At 58.8% G+C, this 16,845-nt stretch carries 18 protein-coding genes; 4 read left to right on the top strand and 14 right to left on the bottom strand.

Translation table 11 applies throughout. The features are described from left to right. The first annotated feature begins 10 nt into the window (after positions 1–10). The 4 genes from treB to nrdG all read left to right on the top strand — a co-directional run bounded on the left by treB (position 11) and on the right by nrdG (position 6,215). Positions 11–1,429, top strand: coding sequence for a PTS trehalose transporter subunit IIBC (treB, locus tag B3X29_RS03575; protein ID WP_180210234.1), 1,419 nt, complete (start codon positions 11–13; stop codon positions 1,427–1,429). Positions 1,430–1,479: 50 nt separating this feature from the next. Next, positions 1,480–3,135 carry an alpha,alpha-phosphotrehalase gene (gene treC, locus B3X29_RS03580; RefSeq protein ID WP_159340181.1) on the top strand — a complete coding sequence of 552 codons (1,656 nt, stop codon included), beginning with the start codon at positions 1,480–1,482 and terminating at the stop codon, positions 3,133–3,135. Between the two features lie 370 nt (positions 3,136–3,505). Then, positions 3,506–5,644 (top strand): anaerobic ribonucleoside-triphosphate reductase, encoded by a 2,139-nt coding sequence (nrdD, locus tag B3X29_RS03585; protein WP_159340182.1) that lies wholly within the window; start codon positions 3,506–3,508, stop codon positions 5,642–5,644. A 106-nt stretch (positions 5,645–5,750) separates the two neighbouring features. Continuing rightward, complete coding sequence (gene nrdG, locus B3X29_RS03590) at positions 5,751–6,215, top strand: anaerobic ribonucleoside-triphosphate reductase-activating protein (RefSeq protein ID WP_103178031.1); 465 nt, start codon at positions 5,751–5,753, stop codon at positions 6,213–6,215. Positions 6,216–6,218: 3 nt separating this feature from the next. Here the strand turns inward: nrdG and B3X29_RS03595 are convergent, their stop codons facing one another. From B3X29_RS03595 to B3X29_RS03660, 14 genes are all read right to left on the bottom strand, one after another. Beyond that, a complete protein-coding gene (locus tag B3X29_RS03595; protein WP_103178030.1) occupies positions 6,219–6,503 on the bottom strand; it encodes a type II toxin-antitoxin system RelE family toxin in 285 nt (94 codons plus the stop codon). Beyond that, the gene (locus B3X29_RS03600) at positions 6,493–6,735 is read right to left on the bottom strand and encodes a type II toxin-antitoxin system RelB/DinJ family antitoxin (protein WP_103178029.1); all 243 of its coding nucleotides are present in this window, start codon (positions 6,733–6,735) and stop codon (positions 6,493–6,495) included. The genes B3X29_RS03595 and B3X29_RS03600 overlap by 11 nt, the downstream gene beginning before the upstream one ends. A 77-nt stretch (positions 6,736–6,812) precedes the next feature. Then, positions 6,813–8,723: a BglG family transcription antiterminator gene (locus tag B3X29_RS03605; protein WP_159340183.1), complete on the bottom strand. Its 1,911-nt coding sequence runs from the start codon at positions 8,721–8,723 to the stop codon at positions 6,813–6,815. 19 nt (positions 8,724–8,742) lie between these two features. Beyond that, complete coding sequence (locus B3X29_RS03610) at positions 8,743–9,879, bottom strand: lactonase family protein (protein WP_159340184.1); 1,137 nt, start codon at positions 9,877–9,879, stop codon at positions 8,743–8,745. 54 nt (positions 9,880–9,933) lie between these two features. After that, a complete protein-coding gene (dagF, locus tag B3X29_RS03615) occupies positions 9,934–10,674 on the bottom strand; it encodes a 2-dehydro-3-deoxy-phosphogluconate aldolase (protein WP_103178026.1) in 741 nt (246 codons plus the stop codon). Continuing rightward, positions 10,671–11,789: a DgaE family pyridoxal phosphate-dependent ammonia lyase gene (locus tag B3X29_RS03620; RefSeq protein WP_290503564.1), complete on the bottom strand. Its 1,119-nt coding sequence runs from the start codon at positions 11,787–11,789 to the stop codon at positions 10,671–10,673. The genes dagF and B3X29_RS03620 overlap by 4 nt, the downstream gene beginning before the upstream one ends. After that, positions 11,773–12,906 (bottom strand): amidohydrolase/deacetylase family metallohydrolase, encoded by a 1,134-nt coding sequence (locus tag B3X29_RS03625; protein WP_159340186.1) that lies wholly within the window; start codon positions 12,904–12,906, stop codon positions 11,773–11,775. Before B3X29_RS03625 ends, B3X29_RS03620 begins: the two co-directional genes overlap by 17 nt. Positions 12,907–12,948: 42 nt before the next feature. Further along, entirely contained in the window at positions 12,949–13,590 is a 642-nt protein-coding gene (locus tag B3X29_RS03630; protein ID WP_103178023.1) for a DUF4310 family protein, read from the bottom strand. A gap of 13 nt (positions 13,591–13,603) precedes the next feature. Next, entirely contained in the window at positions 13,604–14,380 is a 777-nt protein-coding gene (locus tag B3X29_RS03635; RefSeq protein ID WP_290503565.1) for a DUF4311 domain-containing protein, read from the bottom strand. Between the two features lie 22 nt (positions 14,381–14,402). Next, entirely contained in the window at positions 14,403–14,702 is a 300-nt protein-coding gene (locus B3X29_RS03640) for a DUF4312 family protein (protein WP_006810338.1), read from the bottom strand. Between the two features lie 2 nt (positions 14,703–14,704). After that, entirely contained in the window at positions 14,705–15,067 is a 363-nt protein-coding gene (locus B3X29_RS03645) for an SFCGS family glycine-rich protein (protein ID WP_006179053.1), read from the bottom strand. A 10-nt stretch (positions 15,068–15,077) separates the two neighbouring features. Further along, the gene (locus tag B3X29_RS03650) at positions 15,078–15,416 is read right to left on the bottom strand and encodes a glycine dehydrogenase (protein WP_103178022.1); all 339 of its coding nucleotides are present in this window, start codon (positions 15,414–15,416) and stop codon (positions 15,078–15,080) included. 466 nt (positions 15,417–15,882) lie between these two features. Beyond that, on the bottom strand, positions 15,883–16,308 hold the full coding sequence (gene arsC, locus B3X29_RS03655; RefSeq protein WP_103178021.1) for a glutaredoxin-dependent arsenate reductase: 426 nt from the start codon (positions 16,306–16,308) through the stop codon (positions 15,883–15,885). Between the two features lie 12 nt (positions 16,309–16,320). Further along, positions 16,321–16,845: ArsB/NhaD family transporter (locus tag B3X29_RS03660; RefSeq protein ID WP_290503920.1), on the bottom strand; the 525-nt coding region annotated here is incomplete at its 5' end.

The raw sequence follows: 16,845 nt of genomic DNA on the forward strand, positions 1-16,845 counted from the left end.
AGGATTCATGATGAGCAAAGTAAAACAAACGGATATCGACCAGCTGATCGTGCTGGTTGGCGGACGTGACAACATCGCCACAGTCAGCCACTGCATTACCCGCCTGCGTTTTGTGCTGAACGACCCGGCCAAAGCCAACCCGAAAGCGATCGAAGAGCTGTCGATGGTGAAAGGCTGCTTCACCAACGCCGGGCAGTTCCAGGTAGTTATCGGCACCGAGGTGGGCGACTACTACAAGGCGCTGCTGGCGACCACCGGTCATTCATCGGCGGATAAAGAGCAGGCCAAGAAAGCGGCACGCCAGAATATGAAGTGGCATGAACAGCTCATTTCACATTTTGCGGAGATTTTCTTCCCGCTGCTGCCGGCGCTGATCAGCGGCGGCTTGATCCTCGGCTTCCGTAACGTGATTGGCGATGTGCCGATGAGCGGCGGCAAAACCCTGGCGCAGATCTACCCGGCGTTGCAGAGCATCTATGACTTCCTGTGGCTGATTGGCGAGGCGATCTTCTTCTACCTGCCGGTGGGGATCTGCTGGTCGGCGGTGCGCAAAATGGGCGGTACGCCAATCCTCGGCATCGTACTGGGCGTAACGCTGGTCTCTCCGCAGTTAATGAACGCTTACTTACTTGGGCAGCAGGTCCCGGAGGTGTGGAACTTCGGCCTGTTCACCATCGCCAAAGTGGGCTACCAGGCGCAGGTGATCCCGGCCCTGCTCGCCGGCCTGGCGCTGGGGATGATTGAAACTCGTCTTAAGCGCATGGTGCCGGACTACCTCTACCTGGTGGTGGTGCCGGTCTGCTCCCTGATCCTCGCGGTGTTCCTCGCCCACGCCTTTATCGGTCCGTTTGGCCGCATGATTGGCGACGGCGTAGCCTTCGCGGTGCGTCACCTGATGACCGGCAGCTTCGCCCCGATTGGCGCCGCGCTGTTCGGCTTCCTCTATGCCCCGCTGGTGATCACTGGCGTGCATCAGACCACCCTGGCGATTGATATGCAGATGATCCAGAGCCTCGGCGGCACCCCGGTGTGGCCGCTGATTGCCCTGTCGAACATTGCTCAGGCCTCGGCGGTAACCGGCATCATCATCGTCAGCCGTAAGCATAACGAACGTGAGATCTCGGTGCCGGCAGCCATCTCCGCCTATCTCGGCGTCACCGAACCGGCGATGTACGGCATCAACCTGAAATACCGATTCCCGATGCTCTGCGCGATGATCGGCTCCGGGCTGGCGGGCCTGCTGTGCGGCCTGAACGGCGTGATGGCCAACGGCATCGGCGTCGGCGGTCTGCCGGGCATCCTCTCCATCCAGACCGCCTTCTGGCAGGTCTTCGCGCTGGCGATGGCCGTGGCGATCGTCGTGCCGATGGCGCTCACGACCGTTGTCTATCAGCGCAAGTATCGTCAGGGCACGTTGCAGGCGGTTTAATCTTCTTCGGGGCGCAGTTGCGCGCCCCTTCGCATTTGCAGGAACGCATTATGAATACCCTTCCTCACTGGTGGCAAAACGGCGTCATCTATCAGATCTACCCGAAGAGCTTCCAGGACACCACCGGGCGCGGCACCGGCGATCTGCGCGGCGTGACGTCGCGTCTCGATTACCTCAAAACCCTCGGCGTTGACGCCCTCTGGCTGACGCCGTTCTACATCTCCCCCCAGGTGGATAACGGCTACGACGTGGCAAACTACCTCAGCATCGATCCGGCCTACGGCACGCTAGATGATTTCGACGCGCTGGTGGCCCAGGCTCATGCGCGTGGGATACGCATCGTGCTGGATATGGTGTTTAACCATACCTCCACCCAGCACCCCTGGTTCCGCGAGTCGCTCAATAAAGCCAGCCCGTACCGGGAGTTCTATATCTGGCGCGACGGCACCCCGGAGCAGACGCCCAACAACTGGCGCTCCAAGTTTGGCGGCAACGCCTGGCGCTGGCACGCCGAAAGCGAGCAGTACTATCTGCACCTCTTTGCCCCGGAGCAGGCCGATCTCAACTGGGAGAACCCGCAGGTGCGCGCCGAGTTGAAAAAGGTGTGCGAGTTCTGGGCCGATCGCGGCGTGGACGGCCTGCGTCTCGACGTGATTAACCTGGTGTCGAAAGAGCAGGACTTCCCCGACGATGCGATCGGTGATGGCCGCCGCTTCTACACCGATGGGCCGCGCATACACGCGTTTTTGCAGGAGATGAGCCGGGAGGTCTTTACCCCGCGCAACCTGATGACGGTGGGCGAGATGTCCTCCACCAGCCTGGCGCACTGCCAGCAGTACGCGGCGCTTGATGGGCGTGAGCTGTCGATGACCTTTAACTTCCACCACCTGAAGGTGGATTATCCCAACGGCGAAAAGTGGACGCTGGCGAAGCCCGATTTCGTGGCGCTGAAGGCTTTGTTCAGCCACTGGCAGCAGGGGATGCACAACCGGGCATGGAACGCGCTGTTCTGGTGTAACCACGATCAGCCGCGCATCGTCTCGCGCTTTGGCGATGAGGGAGAGTACCGCGTCCCGGCGGCGAAGATGCTGGCGATGGTGCTGCACGGCATGCAGGGTACCCCTTACATCTATCAGGGTGAAGAGATCGGCATGACCAACCCGCACTTCAGCCGCATCACCGACTACCGGGACGTGGAGAGCCACAACATGTTCGCCGGGCTGCGCGCGCAGGGACGGGACGCCGATGAACTGCTGGCGATCCTCGCGAGTAAATCCCGCGACAACAGCCGCACGCCGATGCAGTGGGACGCCTCCCCCAACGCCGGCTTCACCACCGGTGAGCCGTGGATTGCCCTGGGCGATAACGCAGAGACGATCAACGTTGCCGCGGCGCTGGCCGATCCCGACTCGGTGTTTTACACCTACCAGGCACTGATTACGCTGCGTAAAACCCTGCCGGTGCTGACCTGGGGGGATTATCAGGATCTGCTTGCGGATCACCCGTCGCTGTGGTGCTACCGCCGTCAGTGGCAGGGCCAGACGCTGATGGTGGTGGCTAACCTGAGCCGCGCCTGCCAGCCGTGGCAACCGCAGGCGGTGGACGGCAACTGGCAGGTGGTGATGAGCAACTATGCCGAGGTCTCGCCGCAGCCAGGCGCCATGACCCTGCGACCCTTTGAAGCGGTCTGGTGGCTACAGGCATAACCTTCTGCGCCGGGCGCCGCACGGTTGCCCGGCGCACGCTTTATGGCTGGAAAATCAGCCCGGTTTTGGCTTGAAAAATTTACAAATCCTCTATCGCGCGTCATCTGTACACTTCGTTTTTTACCTTGTCCTGAATCAAATAAATCGCAAACTTGTTTGATGCAAATCACTACATATAGAACTTAGAATGCTCGCCGACCCAAGATGTTGTATCCATGGTCTATTATTGCCACAAGACCACGAAAACCACACAACATAAAATTGTGGATAAAAAGGGTCGAAATCAGGAGAAATCGCGCACGCGTCGAGAGTTACGTTCCCGCGCCTTTTTCCTGCCTCTGTGGATAACCTGTTCTTAAATGGAGTGATCATGACACCGCATGTGATGAAACGAGATGGCTGTAACGTGCCTTTCAAATCAGAGCGCATTCAGGAAGCGATTCTGCGTGCAGCTAAAGCAGCGGGAGTCGATGACGCAGATTACTGCGCCACCGTCGCAGAGGTGGTCAGCAACCAGATGATGGGCCGCAGCAAGGTCGACATTAACGAGATCCAGACCGCGGTGGAAAACCAGCTGATGTCCGGCCCCTACAAGCAGCTGGCGCGCGCCTACATTGAATACCGTCACGACCGGGATATTGAACGTGAAAAACGCGGCCGCCTGAACCAGGAGATCCGCGGCCTGGTGGAACAGACCAACTCCGCGCTGCTCAACGAAAATGCCAACAAAGACAGCAAAGTGATCCCCACCCAGCGCGACCTGCTGGCCGGTATTGTGGCTAAACACTATGCCCGTCAGCACCTGCTGCCACGCGACGTGGTGCAGGCCCATGAGCGCGGGGATATTCACTATCACGATCTCGACTATTCGCCGTTCTTCCCGATGTTCAACTGCATGCTGATCGACCTGAAGGGCATGCTGACCCACGGCTTCAAGATGGGCAACGCCGAGATCGAACCGCCAAAATCGATCTCCACCGCCACCGCAGTGACGGCGCAGATTATCGCCCAGGTCGCCAGCCACATTTATGGCGGCACCACCATCAACCGGATCGACGAAGTGCTGGCCCCGTTTGTGACCGCCAGCTTCAACAAGCATCGCCAGGTGGCGGAAGAGTGGCAGATCCCGGATGCGGATGGATATGCCCGCTCACGCACCGAGAAAGAGTGCTACGACGCCTTCCAGTCGCTGGAATATGAGGTGAACACCCTGCACACCGCTAACGGTCAGACGCCGTTTGTCACCTTTGGCTTTGGTCTGGGCACCAGTTGGGAATCGCGCCTGATCCAGCAGTCCATTCTGCGCAACCGCATTTCCGGCCTCGGCAAAAACCGCAAAACCGCGGTCTTCCCGAAGCTGGTGTTCGCCATCCGCGACGGCCTGAACCACAAGTTTGGCGATCCGAACTACGACATCAAACAGCTGGCGCTGGAGTGCGCGAGCAAGCGCATGTATCCGGACATTCTGAACTATGACCAGGTGGTGAAGGTCACCGGCTCGTTCAAAACCCCCATGGGCTGCCGCAGCTTCCTCGGCGTGTACGAAGATGAGAACGGCGAGCAGATCCACGACGGGCGTAACAATCTGGGCGTGATCAGCCTGAACCTGCCGCGCATCGCGCTGGAAGCCAAAGGCAACGAAGCAACATTCTGGAAACTGCTGGACGAGCGCCTGGTGCTGGCGCGTAAGGCGCTGATGACCCGTATCGCCCGTCTGGAAGGGGTCAAAGCCCGCGTCGCCCCGATCCTCTATATGGAAGGGGCCTGCGGGGTACGCCTGAAGGCCGACGATGATGTGTCGGAGATCTTCAAGAAAGGCCGGGCCTCCATTTCGCTGGGCTATATCGGCATCCACGAAACCATTAATGCGCTGTTTGGCGACCAGCACATCTACGACAGCGAAGCCCTGCGTGAGAAAGGTATCGCTATCGTCCAGCGCCTGCGCGACGCGGTGGATCGGTGGAAAGAGGAGACCGGCTACGGCTTCAGCCTCTACAGCACCCCGAGCGAAAACCTGTGCGACCGCTTTTGCCGCCTGGATACCGCCGAGTTTGGCGTGGTGGAAGGTGTCACCGATAAGGGTTACTACACCAACAGCTTCCACCTCGACGTGGAGAAGAAGGTGAACCCGTACGATAAGATCGATTTTGAAGCGGCCTACCCACCATTGGCGAGCGGCGGGTTTATCTGTTACGGCGAGTACCCAAACATTCAGCACAACCTGAAGGCGCTGGAAGACGTGTGGGATTACAGCTATCAGCACGTGCCCTACTACGGCACCAACACGCCAATAGATGAGTGCTACGAGTGCGGCTTTACCGGTGAGTTCGAGTGCACCAGCAAAGGCTTCACCTGTCCGAAATGCGGTAACCACGACGCCGCCCGCGTCTCCGTGACCCGCCGCGTGTGCGGCTACCTCGGCAGCCCGGACGCCCGTCCGTTCAACGCCGGCAAGCAGGAAGAGGTGAAGCGCCGGGTGAAGCATTTAGGGAATGGGCAGATCGGGTAACCCTCTGCCACATTTATGCCCGGTGGCGCGCAGCGATCCGGGCCTACAATTCGCATTCACACTGTAGGCCGGGATCGCTACGCGACACCCGGCGTGGTTATACGCTATGAAGTATCATCAATATTATCCTGTCGACATCGTCAACGGTCCCGGCACCCGCTGCACCCTGTTTGTCTCCGGCTGCGTTCACGAATGCCCCGGCTGCTATAACAAAAGCACCTGGCGGCTCAACTCCGGCATGCCCTTTACCGCGGAGATGGAGCAGCGGATCATCGACGATCTCAACGACACGCGCATCAAACGCCAGGGGATTTCGTTATCCGGCGGCGATCCGCTGCACCCGCAAAACGTGCCGGATATCCTGAAGCTGGTGCAGCGCATTCGCGCCGAGTGCCCGGGCAAAGATATCTGGGTGTGGACGGGTTATAAGCTGGACGAACTGAACGATGAGCAGATGCAGGTGGTGGATCTGATCAACGTGCTGATCGACGGCAAATTTGTGCAGGATCTGAAAGATCCGATGCTGATCTGGCGCGGCAGCAGTAACCAGGTGGTGCATCATCTGCGTTGAGTCTTAAAGCCGTTGATTTGCGTCGTGATAGACGGCTGATTTTTCGCGTTTTCCCACTGCGACCACAAATACCGTAATGACCTTATCCCTGACCTGATATACCAGCCGATAACCGGACGAACTGAGTTTAATTTTGTAGCAGTCCGGTAAGCCATGTAGCCTGGCAGACTCTCTTCGCGGGTTTGACAGGACGACTGCCAGCTTCTTCTTAAACTGACTCTTAACCGTATCACCCAGTTTCTGCCACTCCTTTAGCGCACGTGGATCGAATTCCAGCTCATAGGTCATCCAGACTAACCTTGATCCCTTTTTGCGGATTCGCCAGCCGTTCCCTGACCGTCCTGATCAGTTCATCTTCGCTGTCACTTACCGTCACGGTTTTGACCGGCATGCGGCCATTTTCCGCGACATACTGGAACAGAAGCCGAACGGCTTCCGTCGGGGTAATGTTCAGTTTTTCCAGCACGGCATATGCCTCGTTTTTGAGTTTGTCATCCAGACGGACGTTAAGCGTGGCCATTATGCCTCCGGTAAAAACGAATCTGTAATGCAGTTTAGCATTACATTCGCATTACATCGAATTCTGGATAGCGCCTCTCAAAACCGGCTCAAACTCTCCATCGCCACGGTTTTAAACTCCGCGAAGTCGTGACATTGACAGAGCCGCGTCATCGCCCGTTCGCGCAGGAAGGTGACGAAGATATCGTAGATGGCCATCGCCTCTTCATACTCGCTTTTACTGATCGCCAGCAGGAAGATGACGTGCGCGGTTTCATCCCCCCACTGGATCCCCTGCGGGGCCAGCACGGTGTAGACCACGGTTTTTTGCGCCAGCAAACCGAGGGAGTGCGGCAGGGCGATGCCGTCGCCGAGCAGGGTGCTGACGATGGCCTCGCGCTCTACCACCGAGTCGAGAAACTCTGCATCTACAAACCCCTCCTCCTGTAGCTGACCGCAAAGCTCACGGAACAGCGTCTGCTGGTCGATGGGCTGATTAATCACGCGGAAGTGGCTGGCGTCAAAGTACTTTTCCAGCATCCAGGGGCGCGTTCTGTCCACCAGCACCAGCTTGCCGATCTGCTCGAGCTGATAGTCGGTCGGGAACGGGGCGATCATCACCACCGGCTTGGCTTTTTCGCCGATCCGCGCGGTGGAGATGACGAAATCTTCGCTGATGTTCTCGCACTGCTCATACTCCCGCAGCGTCAGCACGCGCGTCACCTCGATTTGCGGATACTTGCGCTGCAAAACGGCCTCGATCATCCGCACCATCGCGTTGCCCGCGTCGCACACCAGCATCACCCGCGGCTGGCGCTGATAGCCAATGTTGTAGTGGCGTTCCAGGCCGACGCCGATATGCAGCACCAGGAAGCCAATCTCGTTTTCACTGATCGCATACGGCGTGTACTTGCCCCAGCTCGACACCGCCGCCAGGGTCATGTCCCATGCCATCGGATAGTGCTGCTTGATGTTATCCAGCAGCGGATTGGGGATCATGATCTGATAGCGCACCCGGGTGATCATGGTTTTTATGTGGGTCAGCAGATCCGCGTGGAGCTGAGCGTCCGCGAGGAGGTTGTAGTTATAGTGGGTGTTGATATAGCCCAGGATGTAGTTCACCAGCGCCTCTTCATCATCGGCGTTGATGGCGCTGGGGGAGATCTCCTGTACCTGGCGGGCGGCGATATGCACCCCCAGCCAGGTCACCTCCGAGGGAGACAGCGTTTTATCGGCCAGCCGGGCGATGGCGCTGGCGATATCCCGCGCGGCGTCACGCACGTTCTCGGCCACCTCTTCGGCGTTAAACTCCGGCAGCGGATAGCCTTCGCTGATGCGTCGCACCGTTACCGCGCCGTAGAGCCGTAAAAACAGCTCCCCCTCATCAGTCAGACGGATATGGTGACGGGTAAAGGTCTCATGCAGGACGGCGGCGAGCTGCTCCGGCACGCCGGCATTGAGTGCCACTTCCGTCACCAGCGGATTAAGGTTGTCCTGCTGCGCCAGCTGCCACAGCAGATCGGTGAGGCAGGCGCGGATCGCCATCTCGCTGCCAAACAGCTTCATGCCGTGACGCGGGCGGGTCTCCAGGGTCAGGCGATAGCGATGAAACCACTCGCGCACCTCCGCCATATCGCTCTGTAGCGTGGCGCGGCTGACAAACCACTCGTCGGCCAGATCCTCCAGCTTGAGGGAGAATGCCGAGGTGAGAAAGCGCACCACCAGGTAGTGCACTCGCTCCTGGCTGGTGCGCGGAATACGCAACGTCCGCGGATGCGAAGCCTGCAACAGCTGATAGCGCGCCGGATCGTCAATTTTCAGTTGATAGCCGTTACCGCGGCTGAGGATAAACTGCGCCCCGTTCCCCGCCAGCAGCGCGTTCAGCGCGGTGATATCAGCCCGGACGGTACGCGTGGAGACCGACAACCGTTGCGCCAGTTCGTCCTGCGGCAGCGTCTCGTTTTGCAACATCTCGAACAGTTGCGCTAAACGTTGGTTGGGAAATCGCACGGGGTTGTCCTCTTACAGCTTAGGGTGAAATGACCATCTGGGATGGGCTGCCGACCGGGGTATAGTCTGGCTCGACGCTCAGCTTGCCGTCCTGCGCCACGCGAAACCGGGTGATGTTGTCGCTGCGCTGGTTCATGACATAGAGCCAGCGCCCCTGTTTATCGAGCGTCAGGGTGCGCGGGTAATCGCCACGCGTCCAGACATCGTCCTGATGCGTCAGCGTACCCTCCGCCGTTACGGTAAAGTGGCCGATGCTGTTATGCAAACGGTTAGCAACATACAACTGTTTACCATCACCACTTAACGCCAGCCCGGCGGCAAAACTGGTGCCCTTGTAGCCGGCTGGCAGCGCAGAGACACTCTTGCCCTCTTTCAGCGTGCCGTTGGCCTCTACGGCATAATGGGTCAGCGTAGACGCCTCTTCGTTAATCAGCCACAGGGCATCACCTTTTGGCGTAAAGACGAAATGGCGCGGTCCGGCCCCTTTCGAAGAGGCGCTGATAAACGGCGGATCGTTCGGGGTGAGCTTCCCGGTGCGATCGTCAAAACGGTACTGATAGATACGATCCAGCCCCAGATCGGTTGAAAAGACAAACTTCCCGCTCGGATCGGCGGCGATCATGTGCGCATGGGGGCCATTGTGATCGCTGATGGCAAAACTGCCCTCTACGGCGGCTTGGGGTTTCGCGGCACCCGGTTCGCCTTGATCCTGGTGGGTATCCGTGGCATTACCCAGGCTGCCGTCAGCGTTGATCGGCAGCACCGCAATGGAGCCGCTGACATAGTTGGCCACCAGCAGGTGCTTGCCGTTCGGCGTCAGCGAGAGATAGACCGGTCCCGCACCGCCGGAGGCCACCTGATTCAGTTCGCTCAGCTCGCCGTTATCGCCCACCCGCAGCGCCTGCACCACCCCCTGCTCCACTTCGCTTGCCAGATAGAGCGTTTTGCCGTCGTGGGAGACGGTTAACTGCGCAGCGTTCGGCAGTTTACTCACCAGCGTTTTGTTGGCGAGCGCGCCGGATTGCGGATCGACGGTAAAGCGGTAGAGCCCTTCGCCGTTGGGGTTGTAGGTCCCCACCCAGGCGTACTGCGTCTGGGCGACAGCGGCGGTGGCAAGCATTGAGAGTGAAGCGACAAGCAGGTTACGGGTATGCATGTTGGCTCCTGATCGTGTTTCCCTCCCCCGGCGGGAGAGGGTTAGGGTGAGGGACTACTTAACCTGTTTTTTCGTCATCTCCAGCAGCGTACGCACATCTTCCGGACGCGTATCCCCGCTGGCTTTGTCGATAATCGAGCTGTAGATATGCGGGATGATCTTGCTCACGCCTGCATCGAGAGCGATCTGCAGGATCGCCTCAAAGTTGTCCAGATCGATACCCCCGGTCGGCTCCAGCCAGAAGTCGTGCCGGGCGCAGGCTTCCGCCACCGCCTGGTATTCGTCCCGGCACTTCAGACCGCCCATCGGGAAGTATTTGATTGAGCTGCCGCCGAAATCTTTCAGCAGGGCAATGGCCGTTTCCACCGGGACGATCCCATCTGGTGCCGCGCTGCTCAGCGGGCCGGTGGAGATCTTGACCATCCCGACGGTGCCGGTGGGGGAGACCAGACCGTTAACCACGGACTCGCTCTGCCCCAGCAGCGCGCGGCTGGTCGCCACGCCGGTAAAGACCTGGTTGACGTGCTGCGGCTGCACCTGACGGGCGATCTCGCTCACCATCGCCGACTGGTTAGGGTCACCTGCTCCCAGCCCTACGGAGAGGGCGTTATCGATAAGCTGAGCGTACTCGCGCATATCCGCCACCGCGCTTGCCACGTCCGGGTAGTTTTTGGAGAGCACGCCCACCAGCACATGACCCTCTGCGGCTTCGTAGATAGCGCTGGCGTTGGCTTTCGAGCCGGCCAGCACATTCAGGCAGACGCGGTCGCGGTAAAAGTTGGGGGTCAGTTTCATGCGGTTTTCTCCTGGCCTAATACTTCGCTGATGCGGCGATAGACAATGTTGAGCTGGTCAACGGTGACGCTGCGCACGTCCGCTTCGATAATCCCTTCGTTCGCTTTATAGCCGCGGAAGTAGATGGCGTATTCGCCCTGCTTCAGCGCGTGCACCAGATCGCCGGTGCCGACGCCGGTGGTGGCTTCGTCGAACTTAATCTCGGTGCGGGCGATATCGCGGCCCGCGCTGTCCCACACCACGCGGGCGGTCACGCCGTTCAGGGTGTTGAGGGCGTCGATAAACGGCGTCATCTTCGCCACCATCTCCGCCCCGCTCTCTTTGGTCGCCGTCAGGTAGTGTTCGATGGCGCAGGTGAGGCCCAGAATGCCCTCTTTACCCACCTTCATCGCCCGGCCAATGCCCGCCGTCTGGCGTTTGACCCACTCCACATACTGGGTTCTGCCAATCACCAGCCCGCTGGTTGGCCCTTCGATCGCCTTCGCGCCGCTGTAGATAACAAGAGAGGCCCCGGCGCGATAGTAAGTGTGCAGATCCTCTTCCGCTGCGGCATCGACGATCAGCGGCAGGTCGTGTTTACGCGCCACCACTGCCGCCTGCTCCACGCTGAGCATGCTCTTCTGCACGCAGTGGTGCGATTTGATGTAAAGGATCGCCGCGGTGCGCGGGGTGATCGCCGCCGCCAGCTGATCGGCGGAACATTCGTTGGCGTAGCCCGCTTCCACTAGCTTGCCGCCGCCCAGCGCCACCATGGTGCCCACCGGGGCGCCAAAGTTGACGTTGTGGCCTTTCGACAGGACGATCTCATTGTTCTCAATTGGAGTGACGTGCAGGTTTTCCAGCAGCCAGTCGCTATCCTTTACCAGCACCGCCGCCACCGACTGGGCGATGCCCGCCGAGGCGCAGGAAACGACGGTTGCCCCTTCCACATCCAGCAGCTTCGCGATGTATTCGCCGGTTTTGTTCACCAGATCCTTCATCTCGAAGTACTGGTTCATCCCCGCCATTGCCGCCTGCACCACTTCCGGGCGCGGGGTGGAGACGCCGAGCGCCGTCATGCGCCCGGAGGTGTTAATCACCTGTTTTAAATTGTATTTCTCAAAAATTGAAGGCATGTTCCGTGCTCCCTTGTTCGGTCATGTAGCCCTTGCCCGCGCGGATCGCGGCAAGCGGCACCAGAATGTGTTCAGCCTGCAGGCTGTCGTTTTCGGCATCCACCAGCAGCGTTGGCTGGCGCTTAAGGGTGAAGAGCGTCAGGTCGGCGTCGAGACCCGGCTGAATGCGGCCTTTGCGCGTCAGGCGCAGGCCGTCGGCGGCGTTGGCGGTGACGCACTCAATCACCTGCGGCAGCGACATGCCGATGGCGAGGAATTTTGACATTACGCTCGCCAGCGAGCCGACCGGGCCGTTAAGGCGGTTGCGGCAGTAGATATCCGAGCTGATGGTGTGCGGCAGAATGCCCATCGCGATGGCGCGTTTTGCCACCTCAAAGCTGAAGCTCGCGGTGCCGTGGCCCACGTCGAGGCGCACGCCGCGCTTCAGGGCGGAGGTGATGGAGGCGCGCAGCTCCCCGGAGGGGGTCAGAATGCGGTTCGGTTTGCCGTTGTAGCAGTGGGTGATGATGTCGCCTGAACTCAGCAGTTCGGCGATTTCGTCGAGATTTGGCGGGTTGTTGCCAATGTGCACCATCAGCGGCAGATCGCCGTTCTCTCTCTGGATGGCCTTCGCACGTTCCAGCGGCGTAATGCCATTCTCGCCCACCACGCTGCTGCTCATGCGCGCTTTCAGGCCGACGATAAAATCAGGGTGGCGCTTCACCGCCTGCTTCACCGCGTCGGCGTCGATATTGGCCATGTTCGCCAGCTCGTTCTGGGCAATCAGCCCCACGCGGGAGATGTTCAGCAGGGCAAAGACCTCGGTTGTGGCCTTGCGGGTGATGGCGTAGAAATCGTCCACGTCGTTCGCCCCGGTGCTGCCCGCATCCACCACGGTGGTGACGCCGGTGGCGATGCCGACACTGTCCGGCTCGTCGTGATAAATCGGCGAGTTCGGGTAGCAGTGAACGTGGGAGTCAATCCAGCCTGCGCTGACCCAGGTGTCACCGTTGAGCTCAACGGTGTGCTGTGCGGGGTCGGTGATGTCGCCAACCGCCGCGATCTTCCCGTCCTGAATGGCGATATCGGTCAGGGTATCGTCGGTGAGGCGCGCACGGCGCAGGAGTAAATCAAACATGGGGTTCTCCTGAGAAGACGGGCGCCGGAGCGCCCGCGGGTATTAAAGGGCGACCGGGAACAGCCAGCCCAAAAGCATTGCGCCGAGGATGGCGCCACCGGTAATCGGCTTCTGCCAGATATAGAACAGCAGCGCGCCCAGCAGGGAACCGATGCCGATCGGGATCGAGGCGGTCATCGCGCTGAGGATAATCAACGGCCCGAGGAAGCGGCCGGAGGCGTTACCCGCGCCCATCATCACGTCCGCCCCATAGGTGGAGTTGCTCTGATTGATGGTGAATTTACGCGCCAGGATGATGACGTAGCCAATCGCCAGGCCAATCACCAGGCCGGTTGCCAGCGAGGCGATAAAGTTGGTCACCGGGAACATGATGCCCGCCCCCAGCAGCAGCGCCGGCACGCCTAAGCCGACGCCGGTCTGGATCGCCCCGCCGATATCCAGAATCCCCACCAGGGAGCCTTCGATAATACGGGCGAACAGGAAGCTGGCGCCGAACGCCGCCACCGCGCCGTAGGCACCGGTATCGATGCCCGCTTTCAGCATCGCCACGAAGGCCACTTCGTTAAAGGCGCCGATGCCGTAGAGGTAGTACATGTGCGTCCCGGCGAAGACGCCGGAGGAGAGCAGGCCAACAAAGATCGGGAACGACCAGTCGGCATACCAAAAACCTTTATTCTGTTCCATTTAGAGGCTCCTGTTACTTGCCGCTGAGCGAGTTGTGGATCATGTCGAGCCAGTTCGGCACGGTCAGATGGAAGGATTCGATCATCTTCATGTCGAAGCCGCGGAAGAAGCCGCTCAGCACGAAGAGCAGAACGATGGCCGCCATCATCACTTTGGTGACGTGGTTCCAGCCGCTCTCTTCCACCCCTTTACCGATCAGGATCCCCAGCACCAGACCCGGCACGGCGTTACCCATAATCAACTGCGCCGCGCCGCCAAAGACGGTGGCCCAGAAGCCCGATTTTTTACCCGCGTCGATGGCCGCCAGCCAGAAGATCACCGGCATCACGGTGTTGACCAGCAGGTTTGCCGCCGGTACCAGCACCTTAACGGCGGTGACCTGCAACGCAGCCGGAACGGAGGAGGCGGTGAGGTTCAGGAAGGTGACGACTATCATGCCGATCACGCCGCAGGCGATCGCCATTTTGCGGGGATCGTGCAGCGTCTCGCCGACGTTGCGGTTTTTGATCATCAGCGCTGCGGCACCCCAGTTCGGGATGATGCGGTGGTCAATGTCCTGGGTGAAGGAACCCGCCGCAACCGACGAGGCCCAGGCGTTAAAGAAGAAGCCTAACCCAAAGGAGAAGTGGGACGCGGGATCCCCCTCGCAGGAGTTCAGCTCCCCCAACGTACGAAACGCGCCCATACCCTGTGTGGTAGGCGCATGAAACATGCGTGCAGCCCCGGCCCCAACGCCGACGCCAACCAGGCCGCCGATGATGAGCGATTTTATTAAAATTATCAGGAACATTCGTCTGCCCTATTAGTAAGAATCAGCGTTGCGTGACAAAGTCCACCTGGTCCAGATTGATGGCAGTCACGTTGACGGTCACGTCCAGCTCCACGCTGTAGGTGCGTCTTTCCCGGCGCAAAAAGAAGAACAGAAACGCCTCTTTACGCACCGCTTCTTGCGCCTGAACAACCTGCACATCCTGTGGCTCAATACGCAGTAAGATATGCGGCGATGCTTTCATCACCGCGGCCTGAACATGGTTCAGCGCGTCGGCAAAGGCGCGCGCTTTGGCGTCGCCTTTGCCCTTCACTCTCACCGTGGTGGTGAACTGTTCTTTCATGCTTATGCGCCGTGCTTCTTCTGCCACGCCTGAACCAGACGCTCGCCCAGCTCTTCTTTATCCATAAAGCCAAAGCCGAGCACGTTGCAGCCTTCGTTGATGGCGGTAACGCCTTCATCGACCGAGCGCATGCCGTACTTCGCTTTATAGCCATATTTGGTCTGGGCGGTGATAGCACCCGCGCCGCCGCTGCCGCAGAAGGAGATACCGAAGGTGGCGTTCTCCGCCTTCATCACGTCGCCCAGCTTCATATCTGCCGCCATGCCCGGTACTACGACCGCGCGGCCACCCGCTTTTTCAACGCCTGCTGCAACCTTCTGGCCTTTACCCAGGCGATCGCCGATGACCACTGTAATTTGTTCCATGATGTGCTCCTTAAAGGTTGTCTTTGGCGACTTCGAAGTGAACGGAGAGCAGCCAGGCTTCTTCATCAGGAAGATTGCCAAACTGCGCCACCACTTCACGGGCAAGCCGCATGGATTCTGGTGAAATTTCGTCAAACAGGTCAGCCTCGACCTCCGGCAACGGCTCGCCGGTTACCGACCGGTGCGCCATGGCACGAACGTGGGAGGTCAGCATCTGCTCCTGAACGGCATTGGGGATAATGTGGTGATGACTAAGCAGGGCGAAAGTCTGCCTGAGCATGGTGTCGGCCAACTGTTCAGTTTGCGCCGCCTGGTCTCCAGTGTCGTTTATTACCGTTCCGTTAATCACTCGTCTTACCCCGTTATTGGCTCTGGGATAAAACTAACGCCGGGTGTCAGGGGTTTGTAGCGAGTTGTTTTCCACTTCGAAGTGGAAAGGAGAGCGGCACCAGTGATCTGTGCCACATAATTGCGCTGAATAACGATTTTCCGCTGGCCTAACGTGATGAATATCACGCTCCTGAGCGGGAAAAGGGGCATTGCAGAAGTGAAAAAGTTTACGAGCAGACTCGTAGAAGTGTGAGCTGGATAAGGTTTTCTTATGAGGGTTCGTTAGAGTGGCCGTGGGTGCTTGAGACTGACCGTCTCATGCATGGGACGGGAAGTGGAAAGCCCCGCCTTGTACTGACCCCCAAAAGTTGGACAGAATAATCGAGGCATCTCAGAAAGAGTCCATGGAATACATGGGCTCTTTTTTGTTTGCTGTTAAAGCTAAATAACGTGTTCCACAATCGAATTATCCATTTCGTTGCTTATTACTTCACCCGCTTCCCTGCTTCATCAATAACCTTTTCGCCATCTTCTTTCGTGAATGCACCCTGCTGAGGTTCCGGAATAATTTCCAGCACCACCTCTGAAGGTCTGCACAGGCGCGTTACTGCAGGTGTGACAACAATTGGCCGGTTGATAAGAATTGGATGCTGCAGCATTAATTCTATCAATTGCTCATCGGTAAACCTGTCTTCTGCAAGTCCCAGTTGCTCATAACGCTCAACATTCTTACGCAGCAATGCACGTACCGTAATTCCCATATCTGAAATAAGTTTAATAAGCTCATCGCGGGTCGGGGGCGTATCAAGATAATAAATTATCGTCGGTTCGTTGCCGCTGTTACGGATCATCTCCAGCGTGTTGCGTGAAGTGCCACAGGCCGGGTTGTGATAGATGGTAATGTTGCTCATATCAGTATCTCATTACAAAGTGACAGAGAGCCGCCACGCCAGCGCGGCCAGAGTGACAAACAGCACCGGCACAGTCATGACAATGCCGGTACGGAAATAATATCCCCAGGTGATCGTCATATTTTTCTGGGCAAGCACATGCAGCCACAGCAGGGTTGCCAGACTGCCAATCGGGGTGATTTTCGGGCCTAAATCGCAGCCAATCACATTGGCATAAATCATTGCCTCTTTCACTACGCCAGTCGCCGTACTCCCGTCAATCGACAGCGCACCAATCAGCACCGTCGGCATATTATTCATCACTGATGAGAGAAATGCCGTCAGGAAGCCGGTGCCGAACGTCGCTGCCCATAACCCCTTGTCTGCCAGCAGATTCAGCACGCCAGACAGGTACTCCGTGAGCCCTGCATTGCGCAGGCCATAGACCACGAGATACATGCCCAGCGAGAAAATAACGATCTGCCATGGCGCACCGCGCAGGACTTTCCCGGTGTTGATGGCATGGCCTCTTTTCGCCACCACAAACAGCACTGCTGC

It is taken from the genome of Leclercia sp. UBA5076, assembly GCF_002416465.1.
Classification (GTDB): Bacteria; Pseudomonadota; Gammaproteobacteria; order Enterobacterales; family Enterobacteriaceae; genus Enterobacter.

What these genes read in the sequence shown, in the direction of transcription:
- B3X29_RS03625 (WP_159340186.1), bottom strand. Translation starts at nt 12,906, where the DNA reads ATGTTTGATTTACTCCTGCGCCGTGCGCGCCTCACCGACGATACCCTG.
- treB (WP_180210234.1), top strand. Translation starts at nt 11, where the DNA reads ATGAGCAAAGTAAAACAAACGGATATCGACCAGCTGATCGTGCTGGTT.
- B3X29_RS03630 (WP_103178023.1), bottom strand. Translation starts at nt 13,590, where the DNA reads ATGGAACAGAATAAAGGTTTTTGGTATGCCGACTGGTCGTTCCCGATC.
- B3X29_RS03645 (WP_006179053.1), bottom strand. Translation starts at nt 15,067, where the DNA reads ATGGAACAAATTACAGTGGTCATCGGCGATCGCCTGGGTAAAGGCCAG.
- nrdG (WP_103178031.1), top strand. Translation starts at nt 5,751, where the DNA reads ATGAAGTATCATCAATATTATCCTGTCGACATCGTCAACGGTCCCGGC.
- dagF (WP_103178026.1), bottom strand. Translation starts at nt 10,674, where the DNA reads ATGAAACTGACCCCCAACTTTTACCGCGACCGCGTCTGCCTGAATGTG.
- B3X29_RS03635 (WP_290503565.1), bottom strand. Translation starts at nt 14,380, where the DNA reads ATGTTCCTGATAATTTTAATAAAATCGCTCATCATCGGCGGCCTGGTT.
- arsC (WP_103178021.1), bottom strand. Translation starts at nt 16,308, where the DNA reads ATGAGCAACATTACCATCTATCACAACCCGGCCTGTGGCACTTCACGC.
- nrdD (WP_159340182.1), top strand. Translation starts at nt 3,506, where the DNA reads ATGACACCGCATGTGATGAAACGAGATGGCTGTAACGTGCCTTTCAAA.
- B3X29_RS03610 (WP_159340184.1), bottom strand. Translation starts at nt 9,879, where the DNA reads ATGCATACCCGTAACCTGCTTGTCGCTTCACTCTCAATGCTTGCCACC.
- B3X29_RS03595 (WP_103178030.1), bottom strand. Translation starts at nt 6,503, where the DNA reads ATGACCTATGAGCTGGAATTCGATCCACGTGCGCTAAAGGAGTGGCAG.
- treC (WP_159340181.1), top strand. Translation starts at nt 1,480, where the DNA reads ATGAATACCCTTCCTCACTGGTGGCAAAACGGCGTCATCTATCAGATC.
- B3X29_RS03620 (WP_290503564.1), bottom strand. Translation starts at nt 11,789, where the DNA reads ATGCCTTCAATTTTTGAGAAATACAATTTAAAACAGGTGATTAACACC.
- B3X29_RS03640 (WP_006810338.1), bottom strand. Translation starts at nt 14,702, where the DNA reads ATGAAAGAACAGTTCACCACCACGGTGAGAGTGAAGGGCAAAGGCGAC.
- B3X29_RS03600 (WP_103178029.1), bottom strand. Translation starts at nt 6,735, where the DNA reads ATGGCCACGCTTAACGTCCGTCTGGATGACAAACTCAAAAACGAGGCA.